This is a genomic window from Shinella lacus, assembly GCF_010994755.1.
In the GTDB taxonomy this organism is placed as follows: Bacteria; Pseudomonadota; Alphaproteobacteria; order Rhizobiales; family Rhizobiaceae; genus Shinella; species Shinella lacus.
In genome coordinates this window covers 487,018-505,965 of the sequence record NZ_WHSB02000002.1, presented here as the reverse complement: position 1 = coordinate 505,965, position 18,948 = coordinate 487,018, and the positions used below count along the sequence as shown (strand labels likewise).

15 protein-coding genes are annotated in these 18,948 nt (G+C 63.6%); 8 read left to right on the top strand and 7 right to left on the bottom strand.

Features of this window, described 5'->3' with window-relative positions:
- Positions 1 to 6 precede the first annotated feature (6 nt).
- From GB927_RS06960 to GB927_RS06950, 3 genes are all read left to right on the top strand, one after another.
- A complete protein-coding gene (locus GB927_RS06960; RefSeq protein ID WP_305110940.1) occupies positions 7 to 861 on the top strand; it encodes a serine hydrolase in 855 nt (284 codons plus the stop codon).
- Positions 862 to 887: 26 nt separating this feature from the next.
- Positions 888 to 2,432: an ABC transporter substrate-binding protein gene (locus GB927_RS06955; protein WP_256115940.1), complete on the top strand. Its 1,545-nt coding sequence runs from the start codon at positions 888 to 890 to the stop codon at positions 2,430 to 2,432.
- Between the two features lie 130 nt (positions 2,433 to 2,562).
- Positions 2,563 to 4,005, top strand: coding sequence for a M20 family metallopeptidase (locus GB927_RS06950; protein ID WP_256115939.1), 1,443 nt, complete (start codon positions 2,563 to 2,565; stop codon positions 4,003 to 4,005).
- A gap of 103 nt (positions 4,006 to 4,108) precedes the next feature.
- Here GB927_RS06950 and GB927_RS06945 read toward each other — a convergent pair whose 3' ends face one another.
- Complete coding sequence (locus tag GB927_RS06945; RefSeq protein ID WP_256115938.1) at positions 4,109 to 4,324, bottom strand: hypothetical protein; 216 nt, start codon at positions 4,322 to 4,324, stop codon at positions 4,109 to 4,111.
- 75 nt (positions 4,325 to 4,399) lie between these two features.
- Positions 4,400 to 6,505, bottom strand: a complete 2,106-nt coding sequence (gene recG, locus GB927_RS06940; RefSeq protein ID WP_256115937.1) for an ATP-dependent DNA helicase RecG — start codon at positions 6,503 to 6,505, stop codon at positions 4,400 to 4,402.
- Between the two features lie 108 nt (positions 6,506 to 6,613).
- On the opposite strand from recG, the gene GB927_RS06935 reads away from it, so the two are divergent.
- Together GB927_RS06935 and mfd are read left to right on the top strand one after the other, a co-directional pair.
- Complete coding sequence (locus GB927_RS06935; protein WP_256115936.1) at positions 6,614 to 6,922, top strand: FAD assembly factor SdhE; 309 nt, start codon at positions 6,614 to 6,616, stop codon at positions 6,920 to 6,922.
- Positions 6,919 to 10,422 carry a transcription-repair coupling factor gene (gene mfd / locus GB927_RS06930; RefSeq protein WP_256115935.1) on the top strand — a complete coding sequence of 1,168 codons (3,504 nt, stop codon included), beginning with the start codon at positions 6,919 to 6,921 and terminating at the stop codon, positions 10,420 to 10,422. The genes GB927_RS06935 and mfd overlap by 4 nt, the downstream gene beginning before the upstream one ends.
- 3 nt (positions 10,423 to 10,425) lie before the next feature.
- On the opposite strand, the gene GB927_RS06925 is transcribed toward mfd, so the two are convergent.
- Positions 10,426 to 11,097 (bottom strand): DsbA family oxidoreductase, encoded by a 672-nt coding sequence (locus GB927_RS06925; RefSeq protein WP_256115934.1) that lies wholly within the window; start codon positions 11,095 to 11,097, stop codon positions 10,426 to 10,428.
- Positions 11,098 to 11,252: 155 nt separating this feature from the next.
- Positions 11,253 to 13,049, bottom strand: coding sequence for an extracellular solute-binding protein (locus GB927_RS06920; RefSeq protein ID WP_256116187.1), 1,797 nt, complete (start codon positions 13,047 to 13,049; stop codon positions 11,253 to 11,255).
- Positions 13,050 to 13,352: 303 nt separating this feature from the next.
- Here GB927_RS06920 and GB927_RS06915 point away from each other — a divergent pair, with 303 nt between their 5' ends.
- Entirely contained in the window at positions 13,353 to 13,979 is a 627-nt protein-coding gene (locus GB927_RS06915; protein ID WP_256115933.1) for an invasion associated locus B family protein, read from the top strand.
- A gap of 76 nt (positions 13,980 to 14,055) precedes the next feature.
- On the opposite strand, the gene hspQ is transcribed toward GB927_RS06915, so the two are convergent.
- The gene (hspQ, locus tag GB927_RS06910; protein WP_256115932.1) at positions 14,056 to 14,388 is read right to left on the bottom strand and encodes a heat shock protein HspQ; all 333 of its coding nucleotides are present in this window, start codon (positions 14,386 to 14,388) and stop codon (positions 14,056 to 14,058) included.
- Positions 14,389 to 14,543: 155 nt separating this feature from the next.
- Between hspQ and GB927_RS06905 the strand changes: the two genes are divergently transcribed.
- Positions 14,544 to 15,740, top strand: a complete 1,197-nt coding sequence (locus tag GB927_RS06905; RefSeq protein ID WP_256115931.1) for a coiled-coil domain-containing protein — start codon at positions 14,544 to 14,546, stop codon at positions 15,738 to 15,740.
- Positions 15,741 to 15,784: 44 nt separating this feature from the next.
- Positions 15,785 to 16,819, top strand: a complete 1,035-nt coding sequence (locus GB927_RS06900; RefSeq protein ID WP_256115930.1) for a TAXI family TRAP transporter solute-binding subunit — start codon at positions 15,785 to 15,787, stop codon at positions 16,817 to 16,819.
- Positions 16,820 to 16,914: 95 nt separating this feature from the next.
- Here the strand turns inward: GB927_RS06900 and glnA are convergent, their stop codons facing one another.
- Entirely contained in the window at positions 16,915 to 18,324 is a 1,410-nt protein-coding gene (gene glnA, locus GB927_RS06895) for a type I glutamate--ammonia ligase (RefSeq protein WP_256115929.1), read from the bottom strand.
- A 60-nt stretch (positions 18,325 to 18,384) separates the two neighbouring features.
- Complete coding sequence (locus GB927_RS06890) at positions 18,385 to 18,723, bottom strand: P-II family nitrogen regulator (protein ID WP_003515720.1); 339 nt, start codon at positions 18,721 to 18,723, stop codon at positions 18,385 to 18,387.
- Positions 18,724 to 18,948 lie beyond the last annotated feature (225 nt).

The window sequence follows — 18,948 nt, the reverse complement described above, 5'->3', positions numbered from 1 at the left end:
AGGCTGATGAATTCCGGGCGCGCGGCCGAACGGCTCGCCGCCATTTGCGACGCCCAGCCCTTCGTGACGCGCTTCCTGGCGCGCAACCTCCTGACGGGCGAGACCTATGAGCGCGGCGCCGACGAGGAGACACCGTCCGCCAGCACCCGCAAGACGTCGATCATGATGGCGGCGCTGAAGGCGGCCGAGGACGGCCGGCTCGATCTCGACGAAAAGATCACCTACGAGGCGCGCTATGCCGAGGAAGTGGCGAGCGGCATGTTCCGCTACCTGACGCCCGGCATCGTCATTTCGCTGCGCGACGCCATCACCGGCATGATGGTGCTGAGCGACAATGTCTGCACCAAGATGGTGTTCGAGCGGCTGACGCTGGAGGAGGTCGACGGCTATTGCAAGGCGATCGGCATGGCCGGCACGCATCACCGCTTCCTCATTCCGCCGCTCGCGCTCTCGCCGGATCACACGCTGACCTCCGTCACCACCACGACCGCGCGCGACCAGGCGTTCCTGCTGCAGGCGATCCTCCATGCGCAGACTTCTGAGGAAAGTGCCCGCCTGCTTGGATGCTCGCAGGCGCTCTGTGCCTTTGCGCTGCAAACCCTGAAGAACCAGATCCTGCGCTACGCGATCCCCTCCAGGCTGCCGTTCGGCGCGGTCGTCGCCCACAAGGGCGGCACGGGCAAGCGCGGCCGCATGAACTGCGGCATCGTCTATCGCGACGGAAATCCCTTCTACATCCTCTGCGCCTTCACCGATGAAGTGCCGCAGGCCATGCCCGACGGCACGCCGGGGTACACGCTATCGCTGGAAACCATCGGCAGGCTCTCGCGCGCCTGCTGGGATGAATTCCAGCCCCAATGATCAACAAGAGAAAAGAGGGTAGAACAATGAAAACGCTTCTTCTGGCAGGCACCGCCCTGCTTGCCTTGGCCCATGCCGCCGCCGCGCGCGACATCACCGTCGCGCAGAGCTCCGACCTGCGCAGCAACAATCCCGGCGTCAACCGCGACGGCAACACCGACGGCGTGATCCTGCACATCGTCGAGGGGCTCGTCGGCTATAACAACAGCGGCGAAGTCAAGCCGCTGCTCGCCAAGAGCTTCGAGACCTCGGCCGACGGCCTCACCTATACGTTCAAGCTGCGCACCGACGTGAAGTTCCACAACGGCAAGCCGTTGACGGCGGAGGATGTCGTGTGGAACTGGACGCGCTATCTCAACCCGGAAACGAAATGGACCTGCCTGTCCGATTTCGCCGAAGGGGGTGCCGCCGCCGTCACCGGCGTCAAGGCGGTCGATGCGTCGACGGTCGCGATCACGCTCGCAAAACCCTCGGCCGTTCTCCTCGGCCTGATGTCGCGCCCGGAATGCGGCTATACCGGCATGATCTCGCCCGACTCGCTGGCTGCCGACGGCAGCTTCGACAAGCCGATCGGCACCGGCCCGTTCCAGTGGGACGAGTGGAAGAAGGGTGAATACATCCATCTCGCCAAGTTCGCGGATTATGTGTCGCCGGAAAATGATGGAAAGCCGGACGGCATGGTCGGCTCCAAGCGGCCGCTTGCTGACGGCATCAAGTTCATGGTCATCCCCGATGCCTCGACGGTGAAGGCCGGCCTTCAATCGGGCGTGCTCGACACGGCGGAGATTTCGCCGGACCTCATTCCGGAATTCAAGTCCAGCGACAAGACGCAGCTGATCGTCTCGCGCAACAACGGCAAGAACCTGTTCTACATCCAGACCCGCGACAAGGTGCTGAGCAAGCCCGGCGTGCGCCGCGCCATGGCGATGGCGCTCGATCTCGACGAACTCGTCGCGGCCGCCTCGAATGGCACCGGCGAGGCGAACGGTTCGATGGTCTCGCAGGACTCCGTCTATTTCGACGATATCCAGAAGAAGCGTCTGCCCTACGACCTCGAAGCCGCCAAGAAGGAACTGGCGGATGCGGGCTATAACGGCGAGCCGATCTCGATCATCGCCAACAAGCGCGGCAACGTGCCGAGCTTCCCGGTCGCCGTCATGGCGCAGGCGATGATGCAGCAGATCGGCCTCAACGTGGAGATCGAGGTGCTCGATTACGCGACGCAGGTCGACCGCCGCCGTTCCGGCAACTACCAGGTGATCTCGCAGTCGGTCGCGCCCCGTCTCGACCCGGCGCTGATGTACGCCTTCTATGTCGGCGACAAGGACAAGAACGCCTCGCTGATGTGGGACGATCCCAAGGCCGTCGAACTGATGAAGGCTGCCTATGTCGAGGCCGATTCTGCCAAGCGCCAGAAGATCTTCGACGAGTTTCATGAACTGATGCTCAAGGAAATGCCCGGCATCTTTCTCTATGACATGGTCGACGTCTGGGGCGCCACGAAGAAGCTGAAGGGCCAGCCCGTCTGGCAGTCGAACACGCGCCTCTGGGAAGTGTCCGTCGAGGACTGAGCCCAACGCCGCGCCGGCAGCGGACCCCGGCGCGGCTTTTCCATCATCGATCAGGATCGACCCCGGCGACACGACGCCGGAAGGATTTCTGCGCCCTTCGAGGGCCTGCAAGCATAAACGAGGACATGCCATGGATAGCGACGCCCTGACGAAGATTGCCGCGGCAATCGACAGCATGAGGCCGGATTTCTCAGCGCTCAGCGACGAAATCTGGGATCATGCCGAGCTGAAGTTCGAGGAGCGGCGGTCTTCGGCTCTGCTGGCGAAGGCCCTCGAAGACAACGGCTTTGCCGTGCGGCGCGGCGTGGCGGGAATGGATACGGCGTTCATCGGGGAGTTCGGCAGCGGCAAGCCCGTCATCGCGTTTCTCGGCGAGTTCGATGCGCTGGCCGGAATGAGCCAGGCCGCGGGCCTTGCCGAGCCGCGGCCGCTTGCCTCGGGTGGCACCGGCCATGGCTGCGGCCACAATCTGCTCGGCGTCGGTTCGCTGATGGCGGCCATCGCGCTCGCGCGGCACCTGAAGGACAGCGGCCTGCCGGGCACGGTGCGCTACTATGGCTGCCCGGGCGAGGAGGGCGGTTCCGGCAAGACCTTCATGGTGCGGGCAGGGCTGTTTGCGGATGTCGATGCGGCGTTGACCTGGCATCCCGCACCCTTCAATGGCGTCCGCTCGACCAACAATCTCGCGGTGCTCGAATATTACTATCGTTTCAAGGGCATCGCTGCCCATGCCGCGAACGCCGCGCATCTCGGCCGCTCCGCGCTGGATGCCGTCGAGCTGATGAATGTCGGCGTCAATTTCCTGCGCGAACACATGCCGCAGGATTGCCGCGTGCACTATGCCATCACCGATACCGGCGGGCGGGCGGCGAATGTCGTGCAGGCACAGGCCGAGGTGCTCTATCTCATCCGCGCGCCGGAAATGCGCCAGGCGCTCGATCTGGCGGCGCGTGTCGAGAAGGTGGCGCAGGGGGCTGCCATGATGACGGAAACCCGGGTGGAGACCGTGTTCGATACGGCGTCCACCAATCTCCTGCCCAACATCACGCTGGAAACCGCCATGCACGAGAACATGGTGGCGCTCGGCCCGATCGCCTTCGATGAAGCCGACCTTTCCTTCGCGCGCTCGATCCAGCAGACGTTCACCGACGAAGCGATCCGGAGCAGCCTTCGCCTCTACCAGATCAAGGGCGATGTCTTTTCCAATGCGAAGATCGATGGTTCGACGCCGCTGCATCTCGGGCTGCGGGAATTCGAACGCCAGTCGCATTTCCGCGCTGGCTCGACCGATGTCGGCGATGTCAGCTGGGTGACGCCGACAGCCCAGTGCTGGACGCCGGCCTGGGCGATCGGCACCAATCCGCATACCTGGCAGGTGGTGGCGCAGGGCAAGAGTGCGGCCGCCCACAAGGCAATGGCGCATGCCGCCAAAGTGCTGGCTACGACCGGATTTTCATTGCTGACGTCGCCGCAATTGCTGGCTGCCGCCAAGACGGAATGGGCAGAAAAGACGGAAGGCCGACCCTATGTCTGCCCCATCCCGCCGGAGGTGATGCCGGGCGCCGGCCATTAGGTAGCGTGAATGCCAAGGCGAGCTGGCTGACGCGCAGCCTCGCCTTGGCGCTGGTCGAATTCTCCTGACCCGGCGCGATCATGCGCACAGGTCATGGACGACCTTATTTCGCGGCGGTCGCGTCTTTCTGGTCTTCCAGAATCAGCGCATCGGCTTCTGCCGGCAGGCGGGATTGTTTTTCGGTGGTGTTGACGCTTGCCGTCGTGATCGTCCTGTCGACGTCCGCTTCGGCCGAGCCCTTGGTGTGATAGGCGCAATCCGCAAAGGCGGCGGATGCCGAAAGGCCAAACGCTGCTGCGACTACGAGAACTGTCTTCATGGCATTTCTCCTTCTTCGCTGGTGCACAGCCAGTATGCCTTCACGGCCGGTCTCGGCGAAATCACGATTTTGTGGTCACCCAGCACGTAGGAACCGGATTGCCTCGTCGCGGCGGTAGAGATAGAGCAGCGTGCGTATTGCTTCGCCGCGTTCGCCCGTCAGCTCCGGATCGCGCTCCAGCATGTAGGCGGCGTCCTTGCGGGCGATTTCCAGTAGGTCGCCATGCGCTTCGAGGCTTGCCACCAGGAAACCCGGCGTGCCGGACTGGCGGGTGCCCAGAAGCTCGCCTTCGCCGCGCAGCTTCAGGTCCTCCTCGGCAATGCGAAAACCGTCCTCCGTCTCGCGCAGGATGGACAGCCGCGCGCGGCCGTTTTCGCTAAGTGGCCCCTTGTAGAGCAGGATGCAGCTCGACGCTTCCTCGCCGCGCCCGACGCGCCCGCGCAACTGATGAAGCTGGGCGAGGCCGAATCGTTCGGCATGCTCGATCACCATGATGGACGCATCCGGCACGTCCACGCCGACCTCCACCACCGTCGTCGCAACCAGCAGCCGCGTCTCGCCGCTTTTGAAGGCGAGCATGGCGGCATCCTTCTCCGGCCCGCTCATCCGCCCATGCACGAGACCCGCTGCCGGGCCGAAGACGCTGGCAAGCGTCGCGTGCCGCTCCTCGACGGACATCAGGTCGCTTTCCTCCGATTCTTCCACCAGCGGGCAGATCCAGTAGGCCTTCTTGCCCTCGGCAAGGGCGGCGCGCAGGCGCTCGACGATCTCGCCAACGCGCTCCTGCGCCATCACAACGGTCTGGATTGGCTTGCGGCCCGCCGGCTTTTCCGTGAGCTTCGAGACGTCCATGTCGCCGAAGGCGGCGAGCACGAGCGTGCGCGGGATCGGCGTTGCCGTCATCACCAGCATATGCGGCGAGATGCCCTTCGCCGTCAGCCGCAGGCGCTGGTGCACGCCGAACCGGTGCTGCTCGTCGACGACGGCGAGCACGAGGTCCTTATAGGCGACATTGTCCTGGAACAGTGCGTGGGTGCCGATGACGATCTGCGTTTCGCCCGACGCGATGCGGTCGAGAATGGCCTCGCGCTCGCGTCCCTTCGTGCGGCCGGTCAAAACGTCGATGGTGATGCCCGCAGGTGCTGCCATGCGCGACAGCGTGGCAAAATGCTGCCGGGCGAGGATTTCAGTCGGGGCCATCAGCACGGCCTGTCCGCCGGATTCGACGGCGGCCAGCATGGCCATCAGCGCCACCGCCGTCTTGCCCGCGCCGACATCGCCCTGCAGCAGCCGCAGCATGCGCTGTTCGGCGGTCATGTCCTTGAGCACTTCGGCGATCGCCGCCTGCTGGCTGTTGGTCAGCGAAAAGGGCAGGGCGTTGATGACCGGGCGGCTGAGCTTTCCGGTCGCAACGACCGGCCGGCCGGCGACCTTGCGCAGGCGCTGGCGCACCAGGGCGAGCGAAATCTGGCCCGCCAGGAACTCGTCATAGGCGAGCCGGCGGCGGGCCGGGGCCTGCGGGTCGAGGTCCGTCTCGTCGCGCGGATCGTGCAGGCGGTGGAAGGCATCGAAGGCGGAGGGGAAATCCTGCCGCTGCAACAGCGTCGCCTCGATCCATTCCGGCAGGTGCGGCACCCGCGCGATTGCCGCCTCGACGACCTTGCGCAGCACGCGCGACGTGAGCCCGGCGGTCAGGCCATGCACCGGCTCGACCAGCGGCAGGTTGTCGGCCTCGCCGAGCCGGACCATGTAGTCGGGATGCACCATCGAGGCGCGGCCGTTGAACCAGTCGACCTTGCCGCTGACGACGACGGTCTCGTCCACCGGCAGCGCCTTCTCCAGCCAGTTGCCCTTGACCCGGAAGAAGGTCAGCGCCAGTTCGCCCGTCTCGTCATGCAGAAACACGCGGTAGGGCTGGTTCGATTTGCCGGGCGGTGGCGGCTGGTGGCGATCGACCTCGCCGGTGATCGTGACGATGACGCCCGGCTGCGCATGGGCGATGCCCGGCTGGTTGCGCCGGTCGACGATCGAGTGTGGAAAATGGAAGACGAGGTCGATGACCCGGCAATCCTCGATGCTCTCGTGGTTCAGCAGGCGCGCGAACAGGTCCCCGAGCTTCGGGCCGATGCCGGGAAGCGAAGAGAGGGGTGCGAAGAGCGGATCGAGCAGGGCGGGGCGCATGACCGGCAAAATCGCCGGAGAAGGACGCTTTGGCAAGGCTGACAAGTGGCTTTTGCCGGTCTATAGAAGCGCCGGATGGTTGAGGTTGTTGGAAAAGGCAGGACGATCATGACGGGAACGACACGCTCGAGCGCCGAGATCGACCCGCGCCGCAAGCGCATCCTGTTCCGCTGCTGGCACCGCGGCATCCGCGAGATGGACCTGGTGCTCGGCAGCTTCGCCGATGCGGAGATCGAGACCCTCGACGAGGCCGAACTCGACGAGCTGGAGCGCATCATGGCCGAGGAGGACAACGACCTCGTGAAATGGGTGACCGGCGAAAAGCCGGTGCCAGACGCCTTTCGCGACGGCCTCTTCCCGCGCATCGCCGCCTATCGCCCCGATTTTTCGCCGCTCTTCAAAGACGACCGCGCATGATCCCCGGTTTTTCCCCAGAACGCATCGCGGCGGCCGGCCGTCCGCTGACGATCGGCGCCGTGCCTTCGGGCATCGAGCCGCTGATCCTCGCCGACCTCGCCCGCAAGACCGGCCCGATAGCCTTCGTGCTGTCGGACGGCCAGCGCATTCCCGATCTCGAACAGATGCTCGGCTTCGTCGCGCCCGACATTCCGGTGCTGACGCTGCCCGGCTGGGACTGTCTGCCCTATGACCGCGTCTCGCCGAGCGCCGAAGTGTCCGCGCGCAGACTGTCCGCGCTGTCGGCGCTGATCGCCCACCAGAAGAAGCCGCATCCGGCGATCGTGCTCGTCACCGTCAATGCCATGCTGCAGAAGACGGCGCCGCGCGACATCATCGAGAGCCTTGCCTTCTCGGCAAAACCCGGCAACCAGATCCGCATGGACGACGTTGCCGCCCGGCTGGAGCGCAACGGCTTCGAGCGGGTCGCGACCGTGCGGGAGGTCGGCGAATATGCCGTGCGCGGCGGCATTCTCGATGTCTTCGTGCCCGGCAGCGGCGAGCCGCTGCGCCTCGATTTCTTCGGCGATACGCTGGAGAGCATCCGCTCCTTCGACCCTGCCAGCCAGCGCACGACCGGCCAGGCGCGCAGCCTCAGCCTCAACCCGATGAGCGAGGTGACGCTGACGCCGGAGACGATCTCGCATTTCCGCAAGCATTATCTCGCGGCCTTTGGTGCTGCGACCCGCGACGACGCGCTCTACCAGGCGGTCTCCGAGGGCCGGCGCTATCCCGGCATGGAGCACTGGCTAGCGCTGTTCTACGACGGGCTGGAAACGGCCTTCGACTACCTCGAAGGGTTTCGCATCGTCACGGACCATACGGTGCGGGAATCGGCCATCGAGCGCGCGCGCCTGGTGCGCGACTATTACGATGCCCGCATGGCATCCGCGACGCCCGGCAAGGGGCAGGTAGCGCAGGCGACGCCCTACAAGCCCGTGCCGCCGGGCCAGCTCTATCTCGATGGCGAGCGTTTTGCGCAGGAACTCGACGCGCGCAACGCCATCCGCCTGTCGCCCTTCAATGAACACGACGGCGAGGCGCGCCACGTCGAGAGCATCGCGGCACGGCCGGGCATGCGCTGGGCGCGGCCATCGGGCAGCGAGGATGCCGAGGGCGCGCGCGTCAACGTCTTCGACCAGGCGACGAAACACATCGCCGACAAGCGGGCGTCCGGCGCGAAGGTGCTGGTGACGGGCTGGTCGGAAGGTTCGCTCGATCGGTTGTTGCAGGTGCTTTCCGAACACGGCCTCGGCAATGTCGTGCCGGTCGAGAAATTTGCCGATCTCGGCAAGCTGAAGCCGGGCGAGGCGGGGTCTGCGGTTCTCAGCCTCGAAAGCGGTTTCGAGACCGGCGACATCGTCGTCATCGGCGAGCAGGACATTCTCGGCGACCGCATGGTGCGGCGCTCGAAGCGGCGCAAGCGCGGTGCGGATTTCATCACCGAGGTCGCCGGGCTCGACGAGGGCTCGATCGTCGTGCATGCCGAACACGGCATCGGCCGTTTCGTTGGCCTGCGCACGATCGAAGCGGCCGGCGCGCCGCATGCCTGCCTCGAACTGGTCTATGCGGACGAGGCAAAGCTCTTCCTGCCGGTCGAAAACATCGATCTGCTCTCGCGCTACGGCGGCGAGGGCAGCGATGCGATGCTCGACAAGCTCGGCGGCGTCGCCTGGCAGGCGCGCAAGGCCAAGCTGAAAAAACGCCTTCTCGACATGGCGAACGGCCTCATCCAGATCGCCGCCGCGCGCCTCGTGCGCCATGCGCCGGTGCTGGCGGCGCCCGAGGGCGTCTATGACGAATTCGCTGCCCGATTCCCCTATGACGAGACCGACGACCAGGCAAGCGCCATCGACGCGGTGCGTGAGGATCTCGGCGCCGGCCGGCCGATGGACCGCCTCGTCTGCGGCGACGTCGGCTTCGGCAAGACGGAGGTGGCGCTGCGCGCCGCCTTCATCGCGGCGATGAACGGCGTGCAGGTCGCCGTCGTCGTGCCGACCACGCTGCTGTCCCGCCAGCACTTCAAGACGTTTTCGGACCGTTTCCGCGGCCTGCCGATCCGCGTGCAGCAGGCTTCCCGCCTCGTCGGCTCGAAGGAACTGGCGCTGACGAAGAAGGAACTGACCGAGGGCAAGACGGATATTGTCGTCGGCACCCATGCGCTGCTTGGTTCGTCGATCAAATTCGCCAATCTCGGCCTGCTGATCATCGACGAGGAGCAGCATTTCGGCGTGAAGCACAAGGAGCGGCTGAAGGAGCTGAAGAGCGACGTGCATGTGTTGACGCTCTCGGCGACGCCGATTCCGCGCACGCTGCAACTCGCCATGACGGGCGTGCGCGAACTCTCGCTCATCACCACGCCGCCGGTCGACCGCATGGCCGTGCGCACCTTCATCTCGCCCTTCGACCCGCTGGTCATCCGCGAGACGTTGATGCGCGAGCATTATCGCGGCGGCCAGAGTTTTTACGTCTGCCCGCGGCTCAGCGACCTCTCGGAAATCCATGATTTCCTGCGCCAGGACGTGCCCGAGCTGAAGGTTGCCGTTGCACACGGCCAGATGCCGGCGACGGAACTCGAAGACATCATGAACGCCTTCTACGAGGGCCGCTACGACGTGTTGCTCTCGACGACGATCGTGGAATCCGGCCTCGATGTGCCGACGGCGAACACGATGATCATCCACCGCGCCGACATGTTCGGTCTGGCGCAGCTCTACCAGTTGCGCGGGCGCGTCGGCCGATCGAAGGTGCGCGCCTTCGCGCTTCTGACGCTGCCGGTCAACCGTACTCTGACCGGCATGGCGGAACGCCGCCTCAAGGTGCTGCAATCGCTCGACACGCTCGGTGCGGGCTTCCAGCTTGCAAGCCACGACCTCGACATCCGCGGCGCCGGCAACCTGCTCGGCGAGGAACAGTCCGGCCATATCAAGGAAGTCGGCTTCGAGCTCTACCAGCAGATGCTGGAAGAGGCGGTCGCCGAAATCAAGGGTGACGAGGAAGTGGCAGACAGTGGCTGGTCGCCGCAAATCTCCGTTGGCACGCCGGTCATGATCCCGGACGATTACGTGCCGGACCTGCATCTGCGCCTCGGCCTCTACCGCCGCCTCGGCGAGATCAACGAACTCGGCGATATCGACGCCTTCGGCGCGGAACTGATCGACCGCTTCGGTCCCCTGCCGGTCGAGGTGCAGCATCTGCTGAAGATCGTCTACATCAAGTCGCTTTGCCGCACGGCGAATGTCGAGAAGCTGGATGCCGGCCCGAAGGGTGTCGTCGTGCAGTTCCGCAACAAGCAGTTCCCCAACCCGGCAGCATTGGTCAGCTATATCGCGAAGCAGGGCACGCTCGCGAAGATCCGGCCCGACCACAGCGTCTTCCTCGCGCGCGACTATCCGACGCCTGAAAAGCGCCTGACGGGCGCTGCGCAGGTCATGACGCAGCTTGCCGGCTTGGCGAAGTAGGGCTTACTCCGCGCCGTTGCGCTCCTGCGCCTTCATCGTCGCGATCTCGCGGAAGGCATTGACCAGCACGTCGGGGGACTGCGCGCCCATCACGGCATATTTGTTGTCGATGATGAAGCAGGGCACGCCGGTGACGCCCATGTCGCGGGCCATGCCGATCTCTTCCTTGACAGAATCGACATCGGCGCCGGCGGAAAATAGGGCGGTCACCACCGCGCGGTCCATGCCGGAGGCCTCAGCGATATCGAGCAGCACGGCGCGGTCGCCGACATTGCGACCTTCCTCGAAATAAGCCTTGAAGAGCGCGATTGCCGCGCGCTCCTGCACGAGCGGGCCTTCGATCATCGCCCAGCGCAGCAGGCGGTGCGCGTCGAGCGTGTTCGGGCTGATCTTCACCGCGGGGAAATCGAAGTCGATGCCGGCGGCATGGCCGAGGTCCGTCAGCATCTGGTGCGCACGGTCGACGGCGTCGATCCCGCCGAGCTTTTCGGCGAGATGCTTCTTGTGGTCGACGCCTTCGGGCGGCAGGTCCGGATTGAGCTGGTAGGGACGGAACGTCACGGTGACGGCAAGCTCGTCCTTGACGTTCTCGATCGCCTGTTCGAGCCGCTTCTTGCCGAGGTAGCACCAGGGGCAGACGACGTCAGAGACGACGTCGATCGTGATCGCTTCCATCCGGGTTTCCTTTCGAGACGCCGGAAGCTTCCGGCTGCGACGCAATCCTTTCAAGGCATTGCGCCGTCACTTCAACGTTACCGCCGAGATAAGCTTACCGGCCACGGCTTTCAACTGGTTACCTCGTGGTAACCCCAATTCTGGGGATACCCTCTTTATTGCGCCCTCTCGTCCCACCATGCGGGAAGCTGGAAGCCCCAGAGCGGCGTCATCTCCGGCCGCCCGACGTGCTTGTTGCGGGCGATCCACTGTTTGCTGAGGTGATAGAGCGGAACGATGTAGTTGCCGGAAAGCAGCATCCTGTCCTGCAGGCGAACGGCCGAGCGGAAATCCTCCGCCGAGCGAGCGGAAAGAATGGCGGTCATCACGCGATCGAGGTCGGGGTCAGCGACACCGGCGAAATTCTCGCTGCCCTCGCGATCGCGCGCATCCGTTCCCCAGCGCCGCAACTGTTCGAGACCCGGCGACAAGGACGACAGGAACGCCTTCATGATGACGTCGTAGTCGAAGGTCTGGCTGCGGCTCTGATACTGCGAATCGTCGACGGTCCGGAGGCTGACACGCACGCCCAGCGCCGCCAGGAAGCGCTGGTAGGCGAGCGCGAGCTTCTCCTGGTCGGCGTTCTGCGTCATGATTTCAAAGGCGAGCGGCTCGCCGGACGCGCCGACCATGCGGCCGTTCTGGATCGAATAGCCGGCCTTTTTGAAATGATCCATCGCCTGGCGCAGTACCGCGCGGTCGCGTCCCGAGCCGTCGGTTACCGGCAGGCGGTAGGTTCCGGCAAGCACGCCAGGATCGATTCGCTTTTCCGCCTCGCCGATGATCTCGCGCTCGCGCGCATCGATCGGCACATTGAGCGACGACAGCTCGGAGTTTTGCCAGAAACTCTCCGTGCGCGTGTAGGCGTTTTCGAACAGGGTGCGGTTGACCCATTCGAAATCGAAGGCAAGCGAGAGCGCCTTGCGCAGTTCCGCGTTCTGGAAGACGGGCCTGCGCGTGTTGAAGACGAAGCCGAACATGACGGGCGGAAGCTTCGATTTCACGGCGTCCTTGATGACCGTGCCGGACTGCACGGCGGGAAAATCGTAGCCCCGCGCCCACTTCGTCGGATTGCCTTCCTGGTAGACGTCGATCACGCCCTTCTTGAAGGCCTCGAACAGCGAATTGTCCTGCAGGAAATACTCGACGGAGATCTCGTCGTAATTGTCGAAGCCGACCTTCGAGGGGATGTCCTTGCCCCAGTAGTTCGGATCGCGTTCATAGACGATGCGTTCGCCGGGTTTGACAGCCTTTACCTTGTAGGGACCGGAGCCGAGCGGCAGAGCGAGCGACGACCGGTCGAAGATCTCCACGTCGATCGCGTGTTTCGGCAGGATCGGCGAGAAGGCAATCAGCAGGGGCGCCTCGCGGTCACCCTTGTCGTTGAAGGTGAAGCGGACGCTATGCTCGCCGGTTTTTTCCAGCTTTTCTACCGTGTTCAGGCGGATGCTGAAGGGCGCGCGGCCCTTGTCGCGCATGAGCTCGAAGGTGAAGATCACGTCCTCGGGGGTGACCGGCTGACCATCCGCCCAGCGCGCCTTCGGGTTGATGTGGAATTCGATGAAGCTCCGGTCATCGTCCCATTCCACGCTTTCGGCGAGCAGGCCGTACATGGTGAAGGCCTCGTCGCGCGAACGCACCATCAGCGATTCGTAGACGAGATTGCCGAATTCCGGATCCCACATGCCGCGCGCCGTCGTGCGCATGCTCTTGAGAATGAAGGGGTTCAGGCTGTCGAAGGTGCCGACGACGCCATAGGCGATGCGCCCGCCCTTCTTCACGTCCGGATTGACATAGCTGAAATGTTTGTAGTCCGGGGGAAGGGCAGGGTCGCCGTGCATGGCGATGCCGTGCACGGGGGCGGCGTGGCCGAGGGGCGCGGAGAGGCCGAGCAGCGAGGCCGCAAGGGCCATCAGGAGTGGTCGCAAGGGTGTCTCCTCGTTGCGATACGGATGATTCTCGCCCATTATACTCCTGCAAATGGGGACGGCAGCGTGGCGGGTGCTGTAAATCGAAAGCAGGCAGGATTTTCGCAAGAAAAGCTGGATATCCGGCGCCGCCCATTGTAACAGGGTTCCCCGAAGCGGGTCATGCAAATGCCTCAATTCGCCGACAGGAGAGCGCACGGCTGACCAAATCGCCCGAGAGTGACCCACGACGGGTCCAGGAGGGGCTTTTTCGCTCCGGCACCGGATTTTCAGGAGACCGAAATCGTTATGATCTTCACATCGCACCTCATCAAGCGGACCGTGCTTTCCGCCTTCGCTGCTTCCGTTGCCGTGGCGGCTGTGCCGTCCGCATCGCTTGCGCAGCAGCAGGCCCTGCCGCCGAAGGGCTGGTTCAAGGTCTGCACCAAGCAAGAAGACAACGACGTCTGCATCGTACAGAACCTGCTGACGGCCAATAGCGGTCAGCTCATCACGGCCGTCGGCCTCATCACGGTCGCCGGCAAGACGAACCGCAAGATCATGCAGGTCTCCGTGCCGAGCGCGCGCCTGGTGATCCCCGGCGTCCAGATGCAGATCGACGGCGGCAAGGGTCTGAAGCTCGACTACGCCATCTGCATGCCCGACAAGTGCGTCGCCGAAGTGCCGCTGACGGACCAGATGATCGCCAGCCTCAAGAAGGGCGGCGAACTGGTCCTGACCTCGGTCAACTTCCAGCGCGCGCCGAACCCGATCAAGATCTCGCTCGAAGGCTTCACCGGCGTGTTCGACGGCGAGCCGATCGAACAGTCGCAGCTCGAAGAGCGCCAGCGCCTGCTGCAGGAAGAAATGCAGAAGAAGGCCGAGGAAGCCCGCAAGAAGCTCGAAGACGCCCAGAAGGCTGCCAAGAGCCAGTAAGCGTTTAGCTTCATGAGACACGAAAAACCCGGCCATCGGCCGGGTTTTTTATTGCTTTCATGCTGGTCGCAAGCGGCTAGTGGAAGATGCCGCTTTCCTCTTTCCAGCGATAATGCCCCTGTTCCACGTCCATCAGGGCGCGGACCTGCGGGTGGCGGATCGGCTTGCCGCTTTCGTCCGGCACGAGGTTCTGCTCGGAGACATAGGCGACGTATTCCGTATCCTCGTTCTCCGCGAACAGGTGATAGAAGGGCTGATCGCGCGACGGGCGTATTTCAGCCGGAATGGCGTTCCACCACTCTTCGGTGTTGGCAAATTCGGGGTCGACATCGAAGATCACGCCACGGAAGGGGAAGACCCGGTGGCGGACGATATCGCCGATGGCAAATTTTGCGTTACGCATCTTCATGGCGTACCTACCTTTCTTCCCATATTTGGGTAATTACGCCAAAACATCAATAGTTAGACCTCGTCATACGTCCTTCATGCAGAGGCTTGCGGCGCTTGCGCCTCCAGCCGTTTCAGCGTACCTCGAAAGTCAACGTCTCAGGCGGGTCGGATGGCATGAACAATCAATGGGGCAGGAGCAGTGGCGGAACGGCGGCAAGCGGCGGCGGCATAGGCGGCATCCTGTTTGCCTCGGTGGTGAGCCTGGCATTGGGGGCGGCCGGCGGCTACGGCGCGTTCCGGATGATGGACGGCGCCGTTCCCACGAACGAAATCGAACAGCGCGACCAGCGCATCAGCGACCTCGCCCGGGAGCTCGATGCCCGCGTCGCCCAGGTCGAGGACAGCAGCCAGAAGGCGCAGGCGCTCACTGAGGAGAATGGCAGCCTCAAGCGCCAGATCGAGACCCTGCGCAAGAATTCCGGCACATCCGATGCCGCCGCGGCCCTGGCCGAAAACGTGCGGCTGAACCAGGAAGTGCCCGAACTCAAGAACCAGCTGGAACTGGCCTCGCAACTCGTCGCCGATGCCGAGGCGCTGAAGAAGCGCGCGGAGGAAACCGTCCGCGATCGCGATCGCCAGCTTTCGCTGCGCAGGGACGATATCGCCCGGCTGGAAAAGGCGCTGGCCGAGGCCCGCAGCCAGCAGAGCACGACACAGGGTGCCGAGGCGCAACGCCAGGAGGCCGAAGCGGCACTCCGCCGTGAGCTCGAAGAGGCGCAGCGCGCCAAGGACACGATCCAGACCACCGACCTGCCGGCGCTGCGCGACGAGGTTGCGCGACTGGAGAAGGCGCTGGCCGAGGCCCGCAGCGAGCAAAACACGACGAAGAGCGCCGAGGCGCAACGCCAGGAGGCCGAAGCGGCGCTCCGCCGCGAACTCGAAGAGGCGCAGCGCGCGAAGGATGCGATCGAGACGACCGACCTTCCAGCGCTACGCGACGAGATTGCCCGAAAGGACAAGGAGATCGCGGCGCTGAAGACGCTCAACACGTCCCTGACATCTCGGATCAGCGCGCTTGAGACTGCCGCACGCTCGGTTACAGTTCCGGGCAAGCCGGATGACAGTGGCGACAAGCCCGTGCTCGACAACAAGAAGCCGACGCAGGTGCGCAATCCGCGCAGCGCCGTGCTGGTCGCGTTGGCTATCGACAACTCACCCGGCCTCGACCGCCTGAGCAGCACCCAGCGCGAACAGCTCGAACAAACGCTGGTCTCCGGCGAGTGCGTCACCAAGGCGCTCGACAGCGCGCTGAAGCGTGTGCCGGTGCTGGCGCTGCGCAACCTGATGCGCGACCTCGACAGCGATTGCTAATTCATGCGGCGGCTCGACCGTCGGATTTGGGAAGGAGATTTTCGATGAAGCGATCCGTTCTGGCGGCAGCCCTTGGTCTTGCGCTTTTCGTGGGCGGGGCCTCGGCACAGGAATTTGAGCGCAACATCATGACCGGCGGTGCGCAGGGCACCTATATCAAGGTCGGCCGCGACATTGCGGCCCTCGGCGCCGAATGCGGCCTGAAACTCAATGTCGTGGAAAGCGCCGGCTCGCTGGAAAATTTCGTTGGCGTGCGCAACCGCCGCAACACACAGTTCGGCATCGTGCAGAGCGACGTGCTCGAATACCTGAAGACCTTCGAGGCGAACGACCCCGAGGTGCAGAAGGCGGTGAAGGGCGTACGCATCATGTTCCCGCTTTATAATGAAGAGATCCATGTGCTCGCCCGCAAGGACATCGGCAGCATGAAGGATCTCGCCGGCCGGAAGGTCGCCGTCGGCAAGAAGGATTCCGGCACCTTCCTCACCGCAACGCTGATCATGGACATCCTGCAGGTGAAGGCCGGCCAGCGCATGGACATCAATCCGGAGGAGGCGCTGCCAAAGCTGCTCTCCGGCGAGATCGACGCTTTCTTCTACGTGGCAGGTGCGCCCGCATCGCTCTTCTCCGGCAACACGATCGACAAGGCGAAATTCCACCTCGTGCCGATCACCGAGGCGCCGCTGCTGGCGACCTACACGCCCTCGCGCATCGATGCCGGCACCTATGCCTTCCAGGATCAGCCGGTCGACCTGATCGCGGTCAAGGCCGTGATGATGACCTATGACTACGACACCAAGCGCAACGCCTATCACCGCGACAGCTGCAAGACCGTGGCGGATTTCTCCAACCTCATCGTCTCCGGGCTCGACAAGCTGAAGACGACCGGCCATCCGAAATGGAGGACGGTGGACCTGACGGCGCTGCCGCCGGGCTGGCAGGTCGGCGTCTGCGTCAAGGCCGGCATGGCGCTCGACTACAAGCCTGCCTGCAAGGCGGGTGCCGCAACCTCCACCAGCGGCGGCGACGACAGCAACGAAGAATATCTCAACCTGCTCAAGCAGCGGCTTCAGCCGTAATTTTTTCGACGATACGGCAACAAAAAACCCGGCCATTGGCCGGGTTTTTTGTTTGAAAACCTCCCGTCCGAAGACGGGAGGAATTCTTGAGCCGATCAGGCGGAGTAGTACATGTCGAACTCGACCGGGTGCGGCGTCATTTCGTAGCGCATGACTTCGACCATCTTCAGTTCGATGTAGGAATCGATCTGGTCGTCGTCGAACACGCCGCCGGCGGTGAGGAACTTGCGATCCTTGTCGAGGCTTTCCAGCGCTTCGCGCAGAGAGCCGCAGACCGTCGGGATCTTCTTCAGTTCCTTCGGCGGCAGGTCGTACAGATCCTTGTCCATGGCCTTGCCGGGATGGATCTTGTTCTTGATGCCGTCGAGGCCGGCCATCAGCATCGAGGCGAAGCCGAGGTACGGGTTGCCCAGCGGGTCGGGGAAGCGGATTTCGACGCGCTTGGACTTCGGACCAGTGCCGAACGGAATACGGCACGAAGCCGAACGGTTGCGGGCCGAGTAGGCGAGCAGGACCGGCGCTTCATAGCCCGGGACGAGACGCTTGTAGGAGTTCGTCGTCGGGTTGGTGAAGGCGTTGATCGCCTTGGCGTGCTTGATGATGCCGCCGATGAAGTAGAGGCAGGATTCCGACAGGCCGGCATATTCGTCGCCGGCGAACTGCGGCTTGGAGTCCTTCCAGATCGACAGGTGGACGTGCATGCCCGAGCCGTTGTCGCCGAAGATCGGCTTCGGCATGAAGGTGGCCGTCTTGCCATAGGCATTGGCGACCTGGTGCACGACGTACTTGTAGATCTGCACCTTGTCGGCGCTGCGAACCAGCGTGTCGAACTTGACGCCGAGCTCGTGCTGGGCGGCCGCCACTTCATGGTGCTGCTTCTCAACGGTGACGCCCATCTCGGTGAGCACCGTCAGCATTTCGGAACGCATGTCCTGGCAGGAATCGACCGGGGGAACCGGGAAGTAGCCGCCCTTGACGCGCGGGCGATGGCCGAGGTTGCCGGTCTCGTAGTCGGTGTCGTCGTTCGACGGCAGTTCGGACGAGTCGAGCTTGAAGCCCGTGTTGTACGGATCGGCCTTGTACTTGACGTCGTCGAACACGAAGAATTCCGGTTCCGGACCGGCATAGACGGTGTCGCCGATGCCCGAGGCCTTGAGGTAAGCTTCAGCCTTCTTGGCCGTGCCGCGCGGGTCACGGTTGTAGGATTCGCCCGAGACCGGGTCGAGGATGTCGCACATGATGACCATGGTGGACTGCGCGAAGAACGGGTCCATGTGAACCGTTGCCGTATCCGGCATCAGCACCATGTCGGACTCGTTGATCGCCTTCCAGCCGCCGATCGAGGAGCCGTCGAACATGACGCCATCGGCGAACATGTCTTCGTCGACGACGCCGACATCCATCGTAACGTGATGCATCTTACCCTTGGGATCGGTAAAGCGCAGGTCGACGAACTTGACGTCGTTTTCCTTGATTTGCTTGAGGATATCATTGGCAGTCGTCATTTTTTATAGTCCCTGTGTGTGATGACGAGGTGGAAGCCTTGGCCGAACGGCAAGGCGGGATTAGATGGCGTCGACGCCGGTTTCACCGGTGCGGATGCGGATGACTTCTTCGACGTTGGAGACAAAGATCTTGCCATCGCCGATGCGGCCGGTCTGGGCCGCATTGCGGATGGCCTCGATGACGGCCTCCGCGTTTTCGTCCGCCAGCACGACTTCGACCTTCACCTTGGGCAGAAAATCGACGACGTATTCGGCGCCACGGTAAAGTTCCGTGTGCCCCTTTTGGCGTCCAAAGCCTTTCGCCTCGGTGACGGTAATTCCCTGCAGGCCAACTTCCTGAAGGGCTTCCTTCACCTCATCGAGCTTGAAAGGCTTGATGATCGCTTCGATCTTTTTCATGAGAAAATGTCTCTCCGCTTCTCCCGTTTGCGCAGGATTGCGCCTGCTGACCACTTCAAATGCACGTAGCATGCCAACTTGATGCGGAATGTCTGCCAAATCGGATGAAATCCGTTTCTTTCGTGATCCCGCTCGTCATCACGCCGGGATGATGCGGCTTTCCGGGCAAAAGGGCTAGCGAATTCTGCCTAAAATTTGTCACTTTCTGTGCCACCCAGCCCGCAT